Annotated in this window: 11 protein-coding genes; 7 read left to right on the top strand and 4 right to left on the bottom strand. The window is 45.6% G+C overall.

The window, feature by feature from the left end; translation table 11 throughout:
• The first annotated feature begins 97 nt into the window (after window positions 1–97).
• Window positions 98–592, top strand: a complete 495-nt coding sequence (gene tpx, locus PATL_RS19125; RefSeq protein WP_011576453.1) for a thiol peroxidase — start codon at window positions 98–100, stop codon at window positions 590–592.
• Between the two features lie 112 nt (window positions 593–704).
• Here tpx and PATL_RS19120 read toward each other — a convergent pair whose 3' ends face one another.
• The gene (locus tag PATL_RS19120; RefSeq protein WP_006990971.1) at window positions 705–911 is read right to left on the bottom strand and encodes a cold-shock protein; all 207 of its coding nucleotides are present in this window, start codon (window positions 909–911) and stop codon (window positions 705–707) included.
• Window positions 912–1,293: 382 nt separating this feature from the next.
• Between PATL_RS19120 and PATL_RS19115 the strand changes: the two genes are divergently transcribed.
• Window positions 1,294–3,456, top strand: a complete 2,163-nt coding sequence (locus tag PATL_RS19115) for a VTT domain-containing protein (protein WP_011576452.1) — start codon at window positions 1,294–1,296, stop codon at window positions 3,454–3,456.
• A gap of 5 nt (window positions 3,457–3,461) precedes the next feature.
• Complete coding sequence (locus PATL_RS19110) at window positions 3,462–4,193, top strand: endonuclease/exonuclease/phosphatase family protein (protein WP_011576451.1); 732 nt, start codon at window positions 3,462–3,464, stop codon at window positions 4,191–4,193.
• Between the two features lie 175 nt (window positions 4,194–4,368).
• Here PATL_RS19110 and PATL_RS19105 read toward each other — a convergent pair whose 3' ends face one another.
• Window positions 4,369–6,786 carry a glycoside hydrolase family 3 N-terminal domain-containing protein gene (locus PATL_RS19105; RefSeq protein ID WP_011576450.1) on the bottom strand — a complete coding sequence of 806 codons (2,418 nt, stop codon included), beginning with the start codon at window positions 6,784–6,786 and terminating at the stop codon, window positions 4,369–4,371.
• 286 nt (window positions 6,787–7,072) lie between these two features.
• Between PATL_RS19105 and PATL_RS19100 the strand changes: the two genes are divergently transcribed.
• The 3 genes from PATL_RS19100 (at window position 7,073) to PATL_RS19090 (ending at window position 10,591) form a co-directional block, all read left to right on the top strand.
• Window positions 7,073–7,777 (top strand): NUDIX hydrolase, encoded by a 705-nt coding sequence (locus tag PATL_RS19100; RefSeq protein ID WP_041714610.1) that lies wholly within the window; start codon window positions 7,073–7,075, stop codon window positions 7,775–7,777.
• A 134-nt stretch (window positions 7,778–7,911) separates the two neighbouring features.
• Window positions 7,912–9,063 (top strand): glycoside hydrolase family 43 protein, encoded by a 1,152-nt coding sequence (locus tag PATL_RS19095; RefSeq protein ID WP_011576448.1) that lies wholly within the window; start codon window positions 7,912–7,914, stop codon window positions 9,061–9,063.
• Between the two features lie 127 nt (window positions 9,064–9,190).
• Window positions 9,191–10,591 carry a sugar porter family MFS transporter gene (locus PATL_RS19090; RefSeq protein WP_011576447.1) on the top strand — a complete coding sequence of 467 codons (1,401 nt, stop codon included), beginning with the start codon at window positions 9,191–9,193 and terminating at the stop codon, window positions 10,589–10,591.
• 551 nt (window positions 10,592–11,142) lie between these two features.
• On the opposite strand, the gene xylA is transcribed toward PATL_RS19090, so the two are convergent.
• Together xylA and xylB are read right to left on the bottom strand one after the other, a co-directional pair.
• Entirely contained in the window at window positions 11,143–12,462 is a 1,320-nt protein-coding gene (gene xylA, locus PATL_RS19085; RefSeq protein WP_011576446.1) for a xylose isomerase, read from the bottom strand.
• Between the two features lie 153 nt (window positions 12,463–12,615).
• Window positions 12,616–14,094, bottom strand: coding sequence for a xylulokinase (xylB, locus tag PATL_RS19080; protein WP_011576445.1), 1,479 nt, complete (start codon window positions 14,092–14,094; stop codon window positions 12,616–12,618).
• A 182-nt stretch (window positions 14,095–14,276) separates the two neighbouring features.
• On the opposite strand from xylB, the gene PATL_RS19075 reads away from it, so the two are divergent.
• Entirely contained in the window at window positions 14,277–15,449 is a 1,173-nt protein-coding gene (locus PATL_RS19075; protein WP_011576444.1) for a XylR family transcriptional regulator, read from the top strand.
• Window positions 15,450–15,505: the final 56 nt, after the last annotated feature.

Below are 15,505 nucleotides of genomic sequence, written 5' to 3'. Positions count from 1 at the left end.
AAGTAATTATAAGACCTCGCCATTGTTTTCTTTCTTTCGTCCCCCATTTTAATATCTTCAGAACATACATTATTAATCAAAGAAAGTTGGAGAACATATGAGCACAGTGACTTTAAAAGGCAATCCATTTAATACCGTCGGCGCTTTACCAAGTGTTGGTGAAAGCGCGGCTGATTTTCGTTTAGTGAAAACAGATCTATCTGAAACGACCTTAGCTGATTATAAGGGTTCACGCTTAGTTCTGAATATCTTCCCCTCAGTCGATACCCCGACTTGTGCCATGTCTGTTCGTAAATTCAATGAGCAAGTGGGTAAGTTAGAGAACACCAAAGTGTTATGTGTCTCTGCGGATTTACCTTTTGCGGCCGCACGTTTCTGTGGTGCTGAAGGTATCGAAAACGTTGCTACAGGTTCAAGTTTCAGAGGTACATTTGGCACTGACTATGGCGTTGAGTTTGTTGATGGGCCATTAACTGGCTTGTTGTCACGTAGTGTGGTGGTACTTGATGAAAACGGAAAGGTTATTTATACCGAGCAAGTAACTGAAACGGCTGATGAGCCTGACTATGATGCGGCGATTGCTGCGTTGTAATTAATAGTTACCTACTAAATTGGGTTTCATTGATATGACTATTTTTTGAAGCCTAAAAAGAAACGAGCCGCTATGCGGCTCGTCTTAGGCGATTACTAACGTAAGTCTGTAATTAAACAGGAACTACGTTGTTCGCACATGGGCCCTTAGGGCTCTGACCAACTTCAAACTCAACCGCTTGGCCGTCGTTCAAAGTTGCATATCCACCACCGCTTTTAATTTCTGAGTGATGAACAAATAAATCTTTTCCGCCGTCTTCTGGAGTAATGAAACCGAAACCTTTGTCCGCATTAAACCACTTAACTGTACCTTGACTCATAATCTACTCTACTTTGTTTAAAATATTGTTTGCAGAAAACCTGCGTTGACCATTGTATAGGTTATTTTTCAGTAAATCCGCTCAATTCCACGTTTACTTCATTTTTTTGCTCGCCAATTTTTCAGACTCTTTGGTTTTCATCAGCTGGCGTGTATTTTGCTCACTGCCCTAGTAAGTCATTAATTTACGAGGTAAAGGCGTCTAAAACGGTAGCGAGAACTAGTCGCAACCTTAGGCATCACGTGCATTAGCTAATTTAACATCGTCTTCTTTAGACAGTGAAAATTTATACACACGCTATGTGTAAATCTTATAAACCTCCATCAATTTTCGCTCGAGTACGCATAGGTATTTAGAGCAAATTAAACTAAAAGGGAACATTATGTCTTATAACGCTTCGTCTTTATTCAAAGAAAATGAAAATTGCTGGCAAACCAGTCAAGCGGCTCATGCTACCCCTTTAATTGACGGAGCTAACTATTATCGGGCCTTACACAAAGCGATTTGTAATGCTAAACGCAGCATTTTCATTGTTGGATGGGACATTGATAGCCGCATTCGCTTATTGCGCGGCGACGAGGAAAAAAACGCCAGCGCCCCATCAGTGATAAGTGAGCTATTAAAATGGAAGGCAGAGCAAAACGAAAATATCAAAATATATTTGCTGCGCTGGGACTCATCCCTAGCGTTTTTTAGCCAACGAGAGATGTGGGCAAAAGAAGTGTGGGATAACAAAACCCCAGACAATGTTAAAACCACTCTGGACAGCACCATCCCTATGGGGGGAAGCCAGCATCAAAAGATAGTCGTTATTGATGATGAAATTGCTTTTTCCGGAGGTATGGATGTGTCGACTAATCGCTGGGACACCCGGGAACACCTGATCGATCAACCCGAACGAGTAGGGCCCGACGGTCCCCATGGGCCACTGCATGACGTGCAAGTGCTCACCAGTGGACCCATTGTTGAAAGTTTCGCCCAGCTTGTCAGGTGGCGCTGGGACAGGATAAACGAGCAAAAAGCGATCCCTTTCTCTCCTGTCAAAAACACAGGCCGCAAGTTACCTGCGTCATGGCCGGACAGTTTTCCACCTACCATGGGGGATTTGCCGTGCGCTGTGGCACGTACGATACCGTTTATGGATGGGGTTGAGCCTGTACAAGAAGTGCGGCGCCTGCTGCTCGACCTTATTGCGCAAGCTAAGCGCTTCATCTTCATTGAAAATCAGTTCACCACGCGCCAAGAAGTAGCGGAGGCACTTAATGCTCGTTTAAAGGCGTGTCCAGAATTACAAGTGATAATCGTTAGTTCCTACGAGCCAAAAGGAAAGTTCGAGAGTGAAGCATATTGGGCAAGTAGGATTGATTTCAAACGTATTTTAGAAAACGGGATAGATGAAAATCGCGTTAAAGTGACGTATTCGACGCTGACCAATGAAGCAGGTGAGAGTATCCAAAAGCGGGTGCACTCAAAGGTCATGAGTATTGATGAGCGTTATTTAGTGATTGGCTCATCCAATATTAGCAACCGCTCTATGAGTCTTGATACTGAAGTCGATTTAGTCTTTGCTGGCGACACAAGCCAGAACCAGCAAGATATTATACGCGTTCGTCATGATTTACTTGCCGAGCATACCGGTCGCACTATTGAGCAAGTGGAGCAGATTTTTGAATCGCCAGACCCATTGAATAACCTTTTAAATGACCAAGCGCCTCACGGATACCAACTCGCTGAAGTCCGCGATGATCAATTCACCAACAAGGCGTGGCAACCCGTTTTTAGTTCGTTATCAGATCCAGAAAAGCCATTGATTGCACCAATTCAAATGTCCAACGGCAAAGTGGTTGGCGTAGGCAACCCCAAACAAAAAACCATCGTTTTCATGCTGATTGCATTATTGGTACTCGTGCTGGGCGGCTTGATTTTCTGGGCCGGTCATTCCATTCCTTGGCTAACCGCCGATAATTTAGAGCAATTTTTACAAGACACAAGGGGCACAATGTGGGTCATTCCGACCATTTGTGTCATCTATATCATCGCTGGATTAGTGTTTTTCCCAGTGACGGTTCTATCCCTCGCGGTGGCGGCAGTTTACGGGCCAATATGGGGTCCAGTTTATGGCATGCTCGGCGCTTTGCTTAGCTCAGCAACACTGTTTGGCTTAGGCCATATCATGGGAATTAAAGGGCTGCGCAAAATGGGCGGAGCTAAAGTGCAAGCCGTAGATGATAAGTTTAAAGACAGCGGTGTGGTGGGAGTGGCTGTTATCAGGCTGATTCCTATTGCCCCCTTTAGTCTCGTTAATCTTGTCGCGGGTATTTCATCTATTGGGCTCGTGCAATTTCTGGCAGGTACATTCTTAGGCATGTTTCCTCCAATGATTGCCAAAGGCTTGGTAGGGGATTCATTAGGTAAGATTTTTACAAATCCTTCTCCTGAAACCATAGGTTATTTGGTAGCGGGTATCGCCTTCTGGGCGCTTATGATTTACGTATGCCAAAAGTTAGCACGCATGTATCAGTTGAAAAAAGCAGACGCGAGCTAAGATTTATGCGGATTGTAACTTACAATATTCACAGCGGCGTTGGGGTTGATAAAGTGCAAAGCTACGCACGTATAGGGCAGTTTTTGGCGAGTCAGTGTGTAGATATTGCGCTAATCCAAGAAATGGACACGCGGCCGCCCGAGCGCAGCATTCAGGATGATGTTGAACAAATATGTGCAGGGCACTTTACTCAGCTTATCTCGTCACCCGCTTTGCAAGAATCCAGCGGTTGGTATGGAAACGCTGTCCTGAGCCGTTATCCGGTACTATCCAAAAGAACCTTGGATGTCAGTCAAAGCGGCTTTCAGCCGCGTAATATTCAAGAGGTGGTCTTGGACACAAGTTTAGGCCCCCTTAGAGTCATAAACACCCACAAGGGACTGAAGAAACAAGAGAGACGCAAGCAATTTGCCTTGCTTGCTGAGTACCTACGGGAAAAGATGGCGGGCTCGAAAATACCCATAGTGTTAGGGGGAGACTTTAACGAATGGCAATTTATGACCAAGGCGTTCAAAGATATTAACCAAGTCTTAAATGAAAACCCCGTTCGAGCGACTTTCCCCGTCGCGTGGCCGCTGTTTAGGTTGGACCGGTTGTGGACATCCTTTGACTTAAGCCTTATGAAGAAGCGGGATGCTAACATCAGTAGTATCAGCGCAAGCGTGCTCAAAACGCCACAGACACGTCAGTTTTCAGATCACTATCCGATTTTGCTAGACATAGCACAAAGGCAATAGCGCGTTACTTAAAATCAACCCGACATCAGCCACGTGTTTGAGCCTGAGCTGGTTTGGCGTGACTCGGTTATTTCGCTTTAGAAGAGCATTGAGCGCTAGCTTGCGAATACAAAAAGAAAAAACGGCCATTCATGGCCGTTTTTTCATGTTTTGGCGTGTACTTTGTCGCGAAAGACTATTGCACACTCACTTTGGTCAAATAAGCTTTTTGCGCTTGTTGTATTTCACTAATTTCGCCAGTAATTTCAAATGTGTCTTCTAAACGTACATCATCTGAAGCACTGCCGATCATCAGCTTTATTTCACCTGGCTCTACCACAAAACGCATCTGTGCATCGTAAAACGCCAATAGATTGACCGGTAATTCGAATGTGACCTTCTTGCTCTCACCTGCTTTAAGCGCTACTCGCTTGAAGCCTTTTAGCTCTTTCACAGGGCGAGTCACACTGGAAAACACATCGCGAATATACAGCTGAGCTACTTCTTCGCCGTCAACATTGCCGCTATTGGTTAGTGTAAAGCTTGCGCTTACAGTGCCGTTCGCTGTGGCATTTACGGCATCAATGGACAAATCACCATAGTCAAACGTGGTGTAACTCAACCCATGGCCAAAGGCGAATGCAGGAGCGGTGTCACCAAAAATATAACCACGCTTGGCGGATGGTTTGTGGTTGTAAAACACAGGTAGCTGACCAATCGTTTTTGGCAGGGTTAAGGGCAATTTACCACTAGGGTTTACGTCACCAAAGAGTACATTTGCTACTGCGGTACCCGTTTCTTGCCCTAAATACCAAGCTTCAATAATTGCGGGAGCGTCTTGATACAGGTTACCTAATGTAAGCGGGCGACCATTTGACAGGATCAGCACAGTCGGTGTGCCCGTGGCTAAAATCGCTTCAACCAGTTCGTGCTGTTTGCCCAATAAATGCAATGAATCACGATCCCCTAAGTGATTCTCAGCCCAGGCTTCACGGGAGCTCCCTTCATTTGAGCCCACCACGACCACGGCGACATCGCTGCGCTTGGCCAGGGCAACTGCATCATCAATAAGTGCTTGAGCGTTGCTCAAATCGGCAAGCTTCATGTTCTCTTTGTTCCAGCGCTCTTTAGCGTAGCTTTGCGCTTTTACTGACGCGGGTGATGGGTCTTCAATGTCCTGTGTAATAAGGGCACCACGAGAAAACGCGACCTTGACATTTTTACCTAATTTGTTTCGCAATCCGTCTAAAATGGTCACCGTTTGACGCGGAATATCGCTGTAGCCTCCTAATAAGGTTTCATCAGCATGGGGGCCAATGACCGCCACGCTTTTTATTTTGGTTTTATCTAACGGAAGAACCCCGTCGTTCTTTAACAGCACCATGGCTTTTTCAGCTGTGGTCTGCGCTAAGTCACGGTGCGCTTGGCTGCCAACAATAGCGTTGACTGCGCTTTCATCTGTATAAGGGTTTTCGAATAAGCCTAATTTGAATTTCTCACGCAGAATGCGCGCCACCGCAGTATCGATTTTTTGCATGGATACTTTTTTGTCATTCACCAGTTTTTCAAGCAGAGGAAAGGCATCTCGGTCTGGCATTTCCACATCGACACCGGCATTCAGTGCCATGATAGCGGCATTTTCTTTGGTGCCCGCTAATCCGTGACGGGTGATAAGCTCATTGATCGCATAGTAATCACTGACTAGTAGGCCATCAAAGCCCCATTCATCGCGCAGAATATCGGTTAACAACATTTTATTTGCGTGAGAGGGAACGCCATCTATCTCGTTGTAAGACGCCATCACACTGCCTACGTGGGCTAATGTTACCGCTGCTTCAAAGGGAAATAAAAATACTTCGCGAAGGGCGCGTTCGCCAATTGGCGCGGGGGCGATATTTAAGCCGCCTGTCGGTTGGCCGTGTCCGGCAAGGTGCTTAAGCGTCGCCATAACACGATTTTCAGGAATATTTTGCTCATTACCTTGAAAGCCTTTTACAGCGGAAACACCTAACTCACCGATTAAATATGGGTCTTCGCCCATGGTTTCCTCTATCCGGCCCCAACGAGGGTCGCGAGCAACATCGAGAATTGGGGTCAGGGCTTGGTTGCCACCGCGGGCGCGCACTTCTTGCGCACTGGCTTGATAAATATCGTAAATTAACTGTGGGTCCCATGTGCTGGCCATAGCAATTGCTTGTGGGAAACTCGTGGCTTCACTGGCGGCATGGCCATGTAACGCTTCTTCATGAAAAATTGCCGGAATGGATAAACGGGTGTTATTGATTAACCACTTCTGAATCGCATTGGTGTATTTAACGGTATCAGCGGGTGATAGATCTTCACTGGGACGAGCAATGTGGCCTATGCCCAATGGCAGTATTTTTTCGGCCTTGCTGGTCTTAAATGCACCATTTGGTCCTTTTAGTTCACGACCTTCGTGCCACACGGTTTGTAGCTGGGCGACTTTTTCTTGCAGGGTCATTTGACGCAATAAATCACTTACCCTTTTTTCGGTGGGCAAACTGGCGTCTTGGTAACCGCTGGCTGCAAGGCTATTAAATGCTAAGGAGGCCAAGCCCACAGCAAGCACGCTTTTGATCGAACACATTCTCATATTAAATCCCTATTTGGCACTGAAAGTAATGGGGGACGACGTTGGCACACTTTGGTTGCCGGAATATCCCACGCTATTGACTAGTGTAACGAGATGAAATCATAATGGTCATTGTGACAATTTGTAAATCAATTATTATATTTTAGTAAAAATGCCTTTTTTGTCTAAAAAACAAACAGAGGGCTGTTTGTTTACTGATTGTTAATAGAATGATTTTGTTTAAGATGCACTTTGATGTGTCTATCGATGTGTTTATTGGAAAATGTTAGAGCTTGGGGAAAAGCAATTGGATAAAAAAAACAATGACTCATCTAAGCCTCATATGATTGAAGCCTTGTCAGTAGATAATGTGGTTTTGGGAATTGAAAACGGCCGATTGATGGTGTTAACCGCAAAATATAACGCAGGATTAGCCCAAGGTCAGTGGGGATTATTAGGTGGATGGGTCTCGTACGATGAATCAATCGATAATGCGGCTAAGCGTATTTTGAAAATGATTACTGGCGTGGACGACATGTACCTAGAGCAATTTCGTGCATTCGGTGAGGTTCAGCGTTACCCAGCGGAGCGCGTTGTCACTATTGCTTATTATGCGTTGGTGCGCCCTGATTTATATAAGATGATGCCTGGCGGCACCGCGTCGCATGTTGAATGGTGCGATGTACATAATCTACCGACCTTGATTTACGATCACAGCACTATCGTTAAAGCTGTTTTATCTCATCTTAAAAACAAAGTTCGCCACGAACCTGTTGGCTTCAACCTATTGCCAGAAAAATTCACGTTATTACAGTTACAAGAAGTGTACGAGGCGATCCTAGACGTAAAACTTGATAAGCCGAATTTCAGACGAAAAATTTTGAAGATGAATCTTTTAATTGATTGTGAAGAAAAACAGCAGGGCGTGATGCACCGCGCTGCCAGCCTATATCGATTTGATATGGTGGTGTATCAAAAGCTGTGTGAGCACGGATTTAACTTTGAATTTTGATCAGAGCCAGATTGCGCTTTTTAATTCAGGCTTTACTATTTTTGTCATATAAGGGTATTTGAATGGGGTGTGCTAGACAGGGTTTGTCACATATGGTTAACATGACTATAACCAATTTATAGTAGGACATTACAGTGCACACACGTTATTTAACTCTATTGGCTTTAAGTGCCGCAATGCTTTCAGGTTGTTCAGAACAATCTAGCCACAAAGAAGCCGCAAGCGATACGTTGCAAACTACTGCGAGCTCGAACGCGCCTGCAACACATCAACAAAAAACGGCAAAGGCAGAGCACAAAGGCTTGGATGAGTATGGTTCTAAATCTTTACCTTTAGTCAGCAATATATATACCGCAGACCCTTCTGCACATGTGTTTGACGGTAAGTTGTATATCTACCCGTCACACGATTACGAGGCGGGCATCCCACAAAATGATAACGGTGATCATTTCGCCATGCGTGATTATCATATCCTGTCCATGAATGAAGTCGGCGGAGAAGTCACTGATCATGGCGTAGCGCTATCTGTTGATGATGTGCCTTGGGCGGGTCGTCAAATGTGGGCGCCTGATGCTGCCAGCAAAAACGGCCTGTATTACCTCTATTTTCCGTTAAAAGACCAACAAGATATTTTTCGTATCGGTGTGGCTACAAGTGATTCACCTGTTGGCCCGTTTACGCCTGAAGCAGAGCCAATGGCCGGCAGCTTTAGCATGGATCCCGCCGTATTTGAGGATGATGACCAACAGCACTATTTGTTCTTTGGTGGCATTTGGGGAGGCCAATTGCAGCGCTGGACAAAAGGTGAATACAGTCCCCAAGATGACTACCCTGCAGATGATGCACCAGCCCTGATGCCCAAGGCCGTGAAGCTAGCAGATAACATGGTGTCTATGGATGGTGAGCCACAAGACATCATGATTTTAGATGAAAGCGGCAAGCCCATTAAACAGGGGGATTTAGAGCGCCGGTTCTTTGAAGCCGCTTGGGTACATAAGTATCAAGGAAATTACTACCTGTCTTACTCGACTGGCGATACGCACAAAATTGTTTATGCCATGAGTGAGAACCTCATGGGGCCATATACCTTTAAGGGGGTGGTACTTGACCCCGTTATCGGTTGGACGAATCATCATTCTATCGCTGAGTTTCAAGGCAAATGGTATTTGTTCTATCACGATAGCACGTTATCAAAAGGGCAAACCCACTTACGGAGTGTGAAGATGGCAGAGCTGAAATATAACGAGGATGGCACGATTGTCCCTTACCAAGCTTATTATCAATAACGATATTTTTGCCTGAACCTGTGTTCAGGCTTTTTACTTAATAACGCCCAATTCAAGCTTATAAGTTACCAATAAATAAAGCTTTAATCAGGCGTTATCCACCAGAGATATGAAAGAGGAATAGGTTTTGTCTCAAAATAACGAAAATACACTGATGATCATTCTTGTCAGTTGCGTTGCAACGATAGGGGGATTCCTATTTGGCTTCGACAGCGGCGTCATAAATGGTACGGTTGATGGATTGCAAGGTGCATTTAATTCCGATAATGCAGGTACTGGCTTCAATGTATCAAGCATGCTGCTAGGTTGCGCTGTTGGCGCATTTAGTGCCGGGCGCTTAGCGGATAGATTTGGACGTCGCCCTTTGCTCATTACAGCAGCCATATTCTTTATTATCAGCGCTTGGGGCTCGGGTGTTTCAACGTCATCGATGGAGTTTGTGGTTTATCGCATTCTGGGTGGTTTAGCCGTAGGTGCAGCGTCAGTCATGGCACCTGCCTATATCAGTGAAATTGCGCCGGCGCGTTTTCGTGGCACGTTGTCATCAGTGCAACAAGTGGCCATCATCTTCGGTCTATTTTCTGCTTTTGTGAGTAATTACTTTCTCGCGAATATTGCTGGCTCATCCACTGCCGAGTTTTGGATGGGCTATCAAGCATGGCGCTGGATGTTCTGGATCGAGCTTATCCCCGCAACGCTTTTTCTTGTGGCGTTAATGTTTATTCCAGAAAGCCCACGTTATTTGGTGATGAGTAAAAACACTGAAAAAGCCAAGCGGGTGTTAAACGCCTTGTACGGCGATGCTCAAGGGCAAACCAAATTGCAAGAAATTGAAGCATCTCGTGAAACGCAAGGATCTAAGCCGAAGCTGACTGACTTGATTGACAAGGTGAGCGGTAAAATACGCCCTATTATGTGGGTCGGTATAGGTCTGGCTGTATTTCAGCAGTTAGTCGGTATTAACGTGGTGTTCTACTACGGCGCTGTTTTATGGCAGGCAGCTGGGTTCTCAGAGTCCGATGCGTTAATGATCAACGTGATAAGTGGTGCAGTCAGCATCGCAGCCGTATTTGTGACTATGTTCCTGATTGATAAAGTCGGGCGCAAACCCTTCTTGTTGATTGGTTCTGTGGGCATGACATTTGCTCTTGGCACCATGGTGTACATTTTTGCTAACTCCGGCCTTGATGCTAATGGCAACTTGAGTTTGGGAGATCAAGGCGTAATCGCACTTATTGCCGCAAATGCTTATGTGTTTTTCTTTAACCTGTCTTGGGGCCCTGTGATGTGGGTGATGTTAGGGGAAATGTTCCCTAATCAAATCCGTGGTTCTGGTTTGGCCGTGGCAGGCTTTGCTCAGTGGGGCGCTAACTTTATAGTGACCTTCACCTTCCCTATATTTTTGGCTTCTATCGGGCTAGCAGGCGCGTACAGTATATACGCACTCGGCGCTTTGATATCCATTGTCTTTGTGTTCAAGCTAGTACAGGAAACGCGAGGCAAAGAGCTGGAAGAAATGCAAGGCTAACCCGTACTGATTTACGCTTAAGAAAGCCGCTGCCTACAGCGGCTTTCTTTTATACGAACTATGTGTCTGGGGTTATTTCACCCCACCGCTTTACCCAATATACCCGCTTTATCCAATACACCCGCTGTATCGCGCAGCACAACACTTTCAACACTGCGCTTTTGCCATCAGCTATGCCCTGACCAATAACAATAATTATCTACATAATTGAAGCGAGATAGGTGGATACAGATGAACATGCATATGCTTGTCTATTCGCTCTGAGTTTCTCTATTCGTTCTGGGATTCTTCGTTGACTCTAGGCAGTAACACTCTGTATCTAAGGAACTCTAGTTAAATGAGTGCTTTGTACTAGCGACTTAAATGAATAGCGCATCGGTCGAGCAGCTCACTTCTGTGTGCTAATACGCAATCGAATTTATAGCAGGCAAAAAAATAGCCTAACGGGGGTTAGGCTATTAGGGGAGCGTGTAAACAGGGCATTGCTCCGGGGCGAGTCAAAGGCGTGGGAGTGGCCACGCCCTTGATTCAGCTACCCGTCATTAGATTTTTTAGCCGTATAAAACGTTATTAACCTTGTTCTCTAATAACTCTTGCTGGCCACTGACGTGCTTAGGTTGTAGGTTCTTATCTACGCAGAGGTTAGCGAGTGACTCAAGGTTGAAATCGCCTCCTTGAATACCCTTACCTAGCTCGCCGTTCCAACCTGCGTAACGCTTGCTGACAGCTTGACCAAGGAAGTCATTTTCAATCATCAGCGCGGCTTTTTTCAAGCCAATTGCTAAGTGATCCATGCCGCCAATGTGGGCGATGAACATATCTTGTGGATCTGAGCTTTGACGACGCAACTTAGTATCAAAGTTAAAGCCACCAGATGTAAAACCACCCGCTTTAAGAATTTCATAAATAACCAATGACAATTCTTCAACGCTATTCGGGAATTGGTCGGTATCCCAACCTAGTTGAGGGTCACCTCGGTTGGCATCGATGCTACCAAATAAGCCAAGTGATATAGCCGTAGCGACTTCATGCTGGAACGAGTGGCCGGCCAAGGTGGCGTGGTTAGCTTCAATGTTCACTTTAAATTCGTTTTCTAAACCGTATTGCTTCAAGAAGCCATAAACAGTTGCGGTGTCGTAATCGTACTGGTGCTTAGTCGGCTCTTGTGGCTTAGGTTCGATTAGCAATAATCCTTTAAAGCCAATTTTATGCTTATGCTCAACAACCATGTTCATGAAACGACCGAGTTGCTCACGCTCTTGGCGTAAATCGGTATTTAGCAAGGTTTCGTAACCTTCACGACCACCCCAAAGCACGTAGTTTTCACCGCCTAATCGCTTAGTCGCATTCATAGCGTGCATTACTTGAGTCGCGCCATAAGTGAATACTTCAGGGTTCGGGCTAGATGCAGCACCGCTAGCGTAACGTGGGTTACTGAACAAGTTTGCGGTGCCCCATAACAACTTAAGACCCGTTTCTTCTTGTTTGGCTTCTAGTACGTCAGTCATCTGAGCAAAGTTGTTAATGTACTCTTTAATTGAGTTGCCCTCAGGGGAAACATCAACATCGTGGAAGCAGTAATAAGGAATATTTAGCTTTGAGAAAAACTCAAACGCGACGTCAGCTTTTTCTTTTGCGCGCTGCATGGCATCACCTGCTTGCAGCCAAGGGCGATTAAACGTACCTGCGCCAAATACATCAGCGCCGTCCCAACAGAAGTTGTGCCAGTAACACGCCGCTAGGCGTAAATGTTCTTTCATGCTCTTGCCTAGCACCAGTTCTTCTGGGTTGTAATGGCGAAATGCTAATGGGTTGTCTGAACTGGTACCTTCAAATTTTACTTTAGGGATATCTTTAAAATATTCAGCCATGAGGCTCTCCTGATTAATGCTGTTGACGTCTCATTGATACACCTCATCATCACAACTGATGGAGTGCGTCACAATTACGTTTTTTAGATTAACTTTTGTGTTTTGTTGGTTTTTAAAATGTCATTGAGCGCGATTTTTCCGTTACTCAATGGGCTATAAAAATTCTTGGGTTGCCTTGTACAAAGCCGAGAACGTAGCTCGGCGTTGGGCATAAGACTTTGCCTTTTCAAGGTTAGGTTGATACACATAATCAAGCGTGGGTTGCGGGCAAATCTGTTTGATTGGTTTCTCTGGTTGCATAGCCAATTGCGCTAAGCGAGCGGCACCTAAACCTGGGCCCACATCGCCGCCTTGGCGATAGGTTACTGGGCGCTGCAAAACATCAGCAATAAGTTGTCGCCAATAGGCACTTTTGGCGCCACCACCAATCAAGGTAATTTCATCCACCTGTACCCCTGACGCATGCAATGCATCTACACCATCGGCGAGGCCAAACGTTACACCCTCTAATACACTGTGGGTCAAAGCCGCTTGTGAGCTCGAGTGGGTTAATCCGAAAAAGGCTCCAGTTGCATTGGGGTTATTATGAGGAGTACGCTCACCGCTTAAGTAAGGCAAAAACAACGGCCCGTTTTGGGTGCTGTCTTGCGTGTTAGTGGTTTGATTTTTGGTGGTTTGTTCCAGTTCTGCTAGCAGCACAGATACTTCTTTTTTAACGACTTGCTCGGCGTACCACTGCAAACAACTGGCAGCACTTAGCATAACGGACATCAAATGCCAGGTATGGGGCAGGGCGTGACAAAAGCTGTGTACCGCTGACTCAGGATTACTGCGAAAGCCTTCACTTACGGCAAAATACACACCAGAAGTACCAAGTGACAGCATCGCCTGGCCTGGTTTGACAATGCCGACACCAATGGCGCCTGCGGCATTATCGCCAGCACCAGCAACCAGCGGTACGCTTTTCATGTTCCAGCGTTTAGCCACGTCATCAGACAAGGTGCCGGTAATGGCATTGCCTTCAAACAGAGTTGGCATATGAGATTCGTTTAAACCACATACGTTAAGCATGTCAGCATGCCAGCATCGTTTATCTACATCTAACCACATGGTGCCTGCGGCATCTGACATATCCGAGGCAAAATCACCACTGAGTAGCAAGCGTAAATAATCTTTAGGCAGTAGCACTTTATCGATTTTTGCGAACAGTTCTGGCTCATGCTGTTTTACCCATAATAACTTGGGTGCAGTAAAGCCAGGCATAATAATGTTGCCCGTAATCTTGTGTGCATTGGGAACCCGCTGTTCAATTTCTGCGCACTGGGCTTCACAGCGTCCATCATTCCAAAGTATCGCAGGACGAAGCACCTGTTGGTGTTCATCAAGTAGGGTTGCGCCGTGCATTTGACCTGCAAAACCAATTGCTAGTACATCAGACAGGTCGTGCTGCGCGTGAAGTTTGTCCATAGCAGTGCAGAATCCGTCCCACCAGTCTTGTGGGTTTTGCTCCGACCACAAGGGTTTGGGCCGTGATACTTCAAATGCGCAGGACGCGCTATCTACTATTGCACCGCTGTTGTCGGTTAACACCAACTTGATACCAGATGTGCCTAAATCAACACCTAAAAACATGGGAGTACCTGCCTAATAATGAGTTTGCCAGATACTAGCAGAACGATTAAATTAAACTGCAATGCAGGTAATAACGAAATTTAATAACGAAATTTCGTAATACTCTTAACGAGTAAGGTAGTAGTTACGTGATACAGGCTAATGCACTATACGACCGGACATTGAGAGAGATTAGGTGATTTATGTTTCAAGCGAAGCACAGTATTAGTTTGCTATTTAACGCTAACAAAGTGTATGACCGTCAAGTAATTGAAGGGATTGGCCACTACTTGCAATCTTCGAAAGTGGATTGGGATGTGTACTTAGAAGAGGACTTTCTAATCCGCTTAGAGCACGTTGAAGACTGGGGCGGGGACGGTATTATTGCTGATTTTGACGACCCCTCAATTCAGAGAATGCTCGTGAACAGCAAAATTCCAGTCGTTGGGGTCGGGGGCTCTTATTCTAAAGAAGAGGATTACCCTGATGTGCCTTATGTGGCCACTGATAATTTCGCTGTAGTGCAAGCCGCATACGAACACTTAAAAAAGAAAGGCTTAGAGCGTTTTGCGTTTTATGGCTTGCCCAGTGATAACGATCACCGCTGGGCGGTAGAGCGTGAACAGGCGATCGTTAAATTGTGCCAAGCAGATGGTTACGAATGCTCAATTTATCGAGGACACCCCACGCGACCAGAAACGTGGCAATACACTATGAATCGCTTATCTGACTGGATCCAAGGCTTGCCAAATCCGGTGGGAATAATCAGTGTGACCGATGCTAGAGCGAGGCATTTACTCCAAGCTTGTGAACAGATAGGCAAGTTAGTGCCAGACAATATATCTATTGTAGGCATTGATGATGACGACATTGCACGTTATTTAAGTCGCATTAGCCTGAGTTCGGTGACCCAAGGGTGCTTTGAAATGGGGTTTCAAGCCGCCAAATTACTGCATAGACGATTAGAAAACAGCAACTTGAAGAACAAACGAGTATTGGTGCCACCGGCAGGCGTTTCTGAGCGTCAATCCACCGACTTCAAAGCGCTAAAAGACCCCTACGTGATTCAAGCTATGCACTTCATAAGACAAAATGCCGCCAGAGGCATAAAAGTCGAACAAGTACTGGATTACGTCGGTGTGTCGCGCTCGAACCTTGAGCAGCGTTTCAAGGACGAAAGAGGCCATAGTATCCACACAGAAATTCACAATGAAAAACTCGAAAAAGCCTGTGATATGTTAGTAAAAGGCAGTGCTTCTACAACGGAAATCGCCACATTATGCGGTTACCCTTCGTTGCAGTATATGTATGCAGTGTTTAAAAAACATTATGGCAAAACACCTAGGGAATATAGAGAGAAGCACTTAGAGGAGTAATCATCTGTTGGCCTGCTTTGGGTGGCATAAGCAGGCTCTTTTTCGCACCTTATTTT

This window comes from Paraglaciecola sp. T6c (genome assembly GCF_000014225.1).
Lineage (GTDB): Bacteria > Pseudomonadota > Gammaproteobacteria > Enterobacterales > Alteromonadaceae > Paraglaciecola > Paraglaciecola atlantica_A.
Note: the sequence above shows the minus strand (reverse complement) of the source record. Positions and strands in the feature narration are given on the sequence as shown.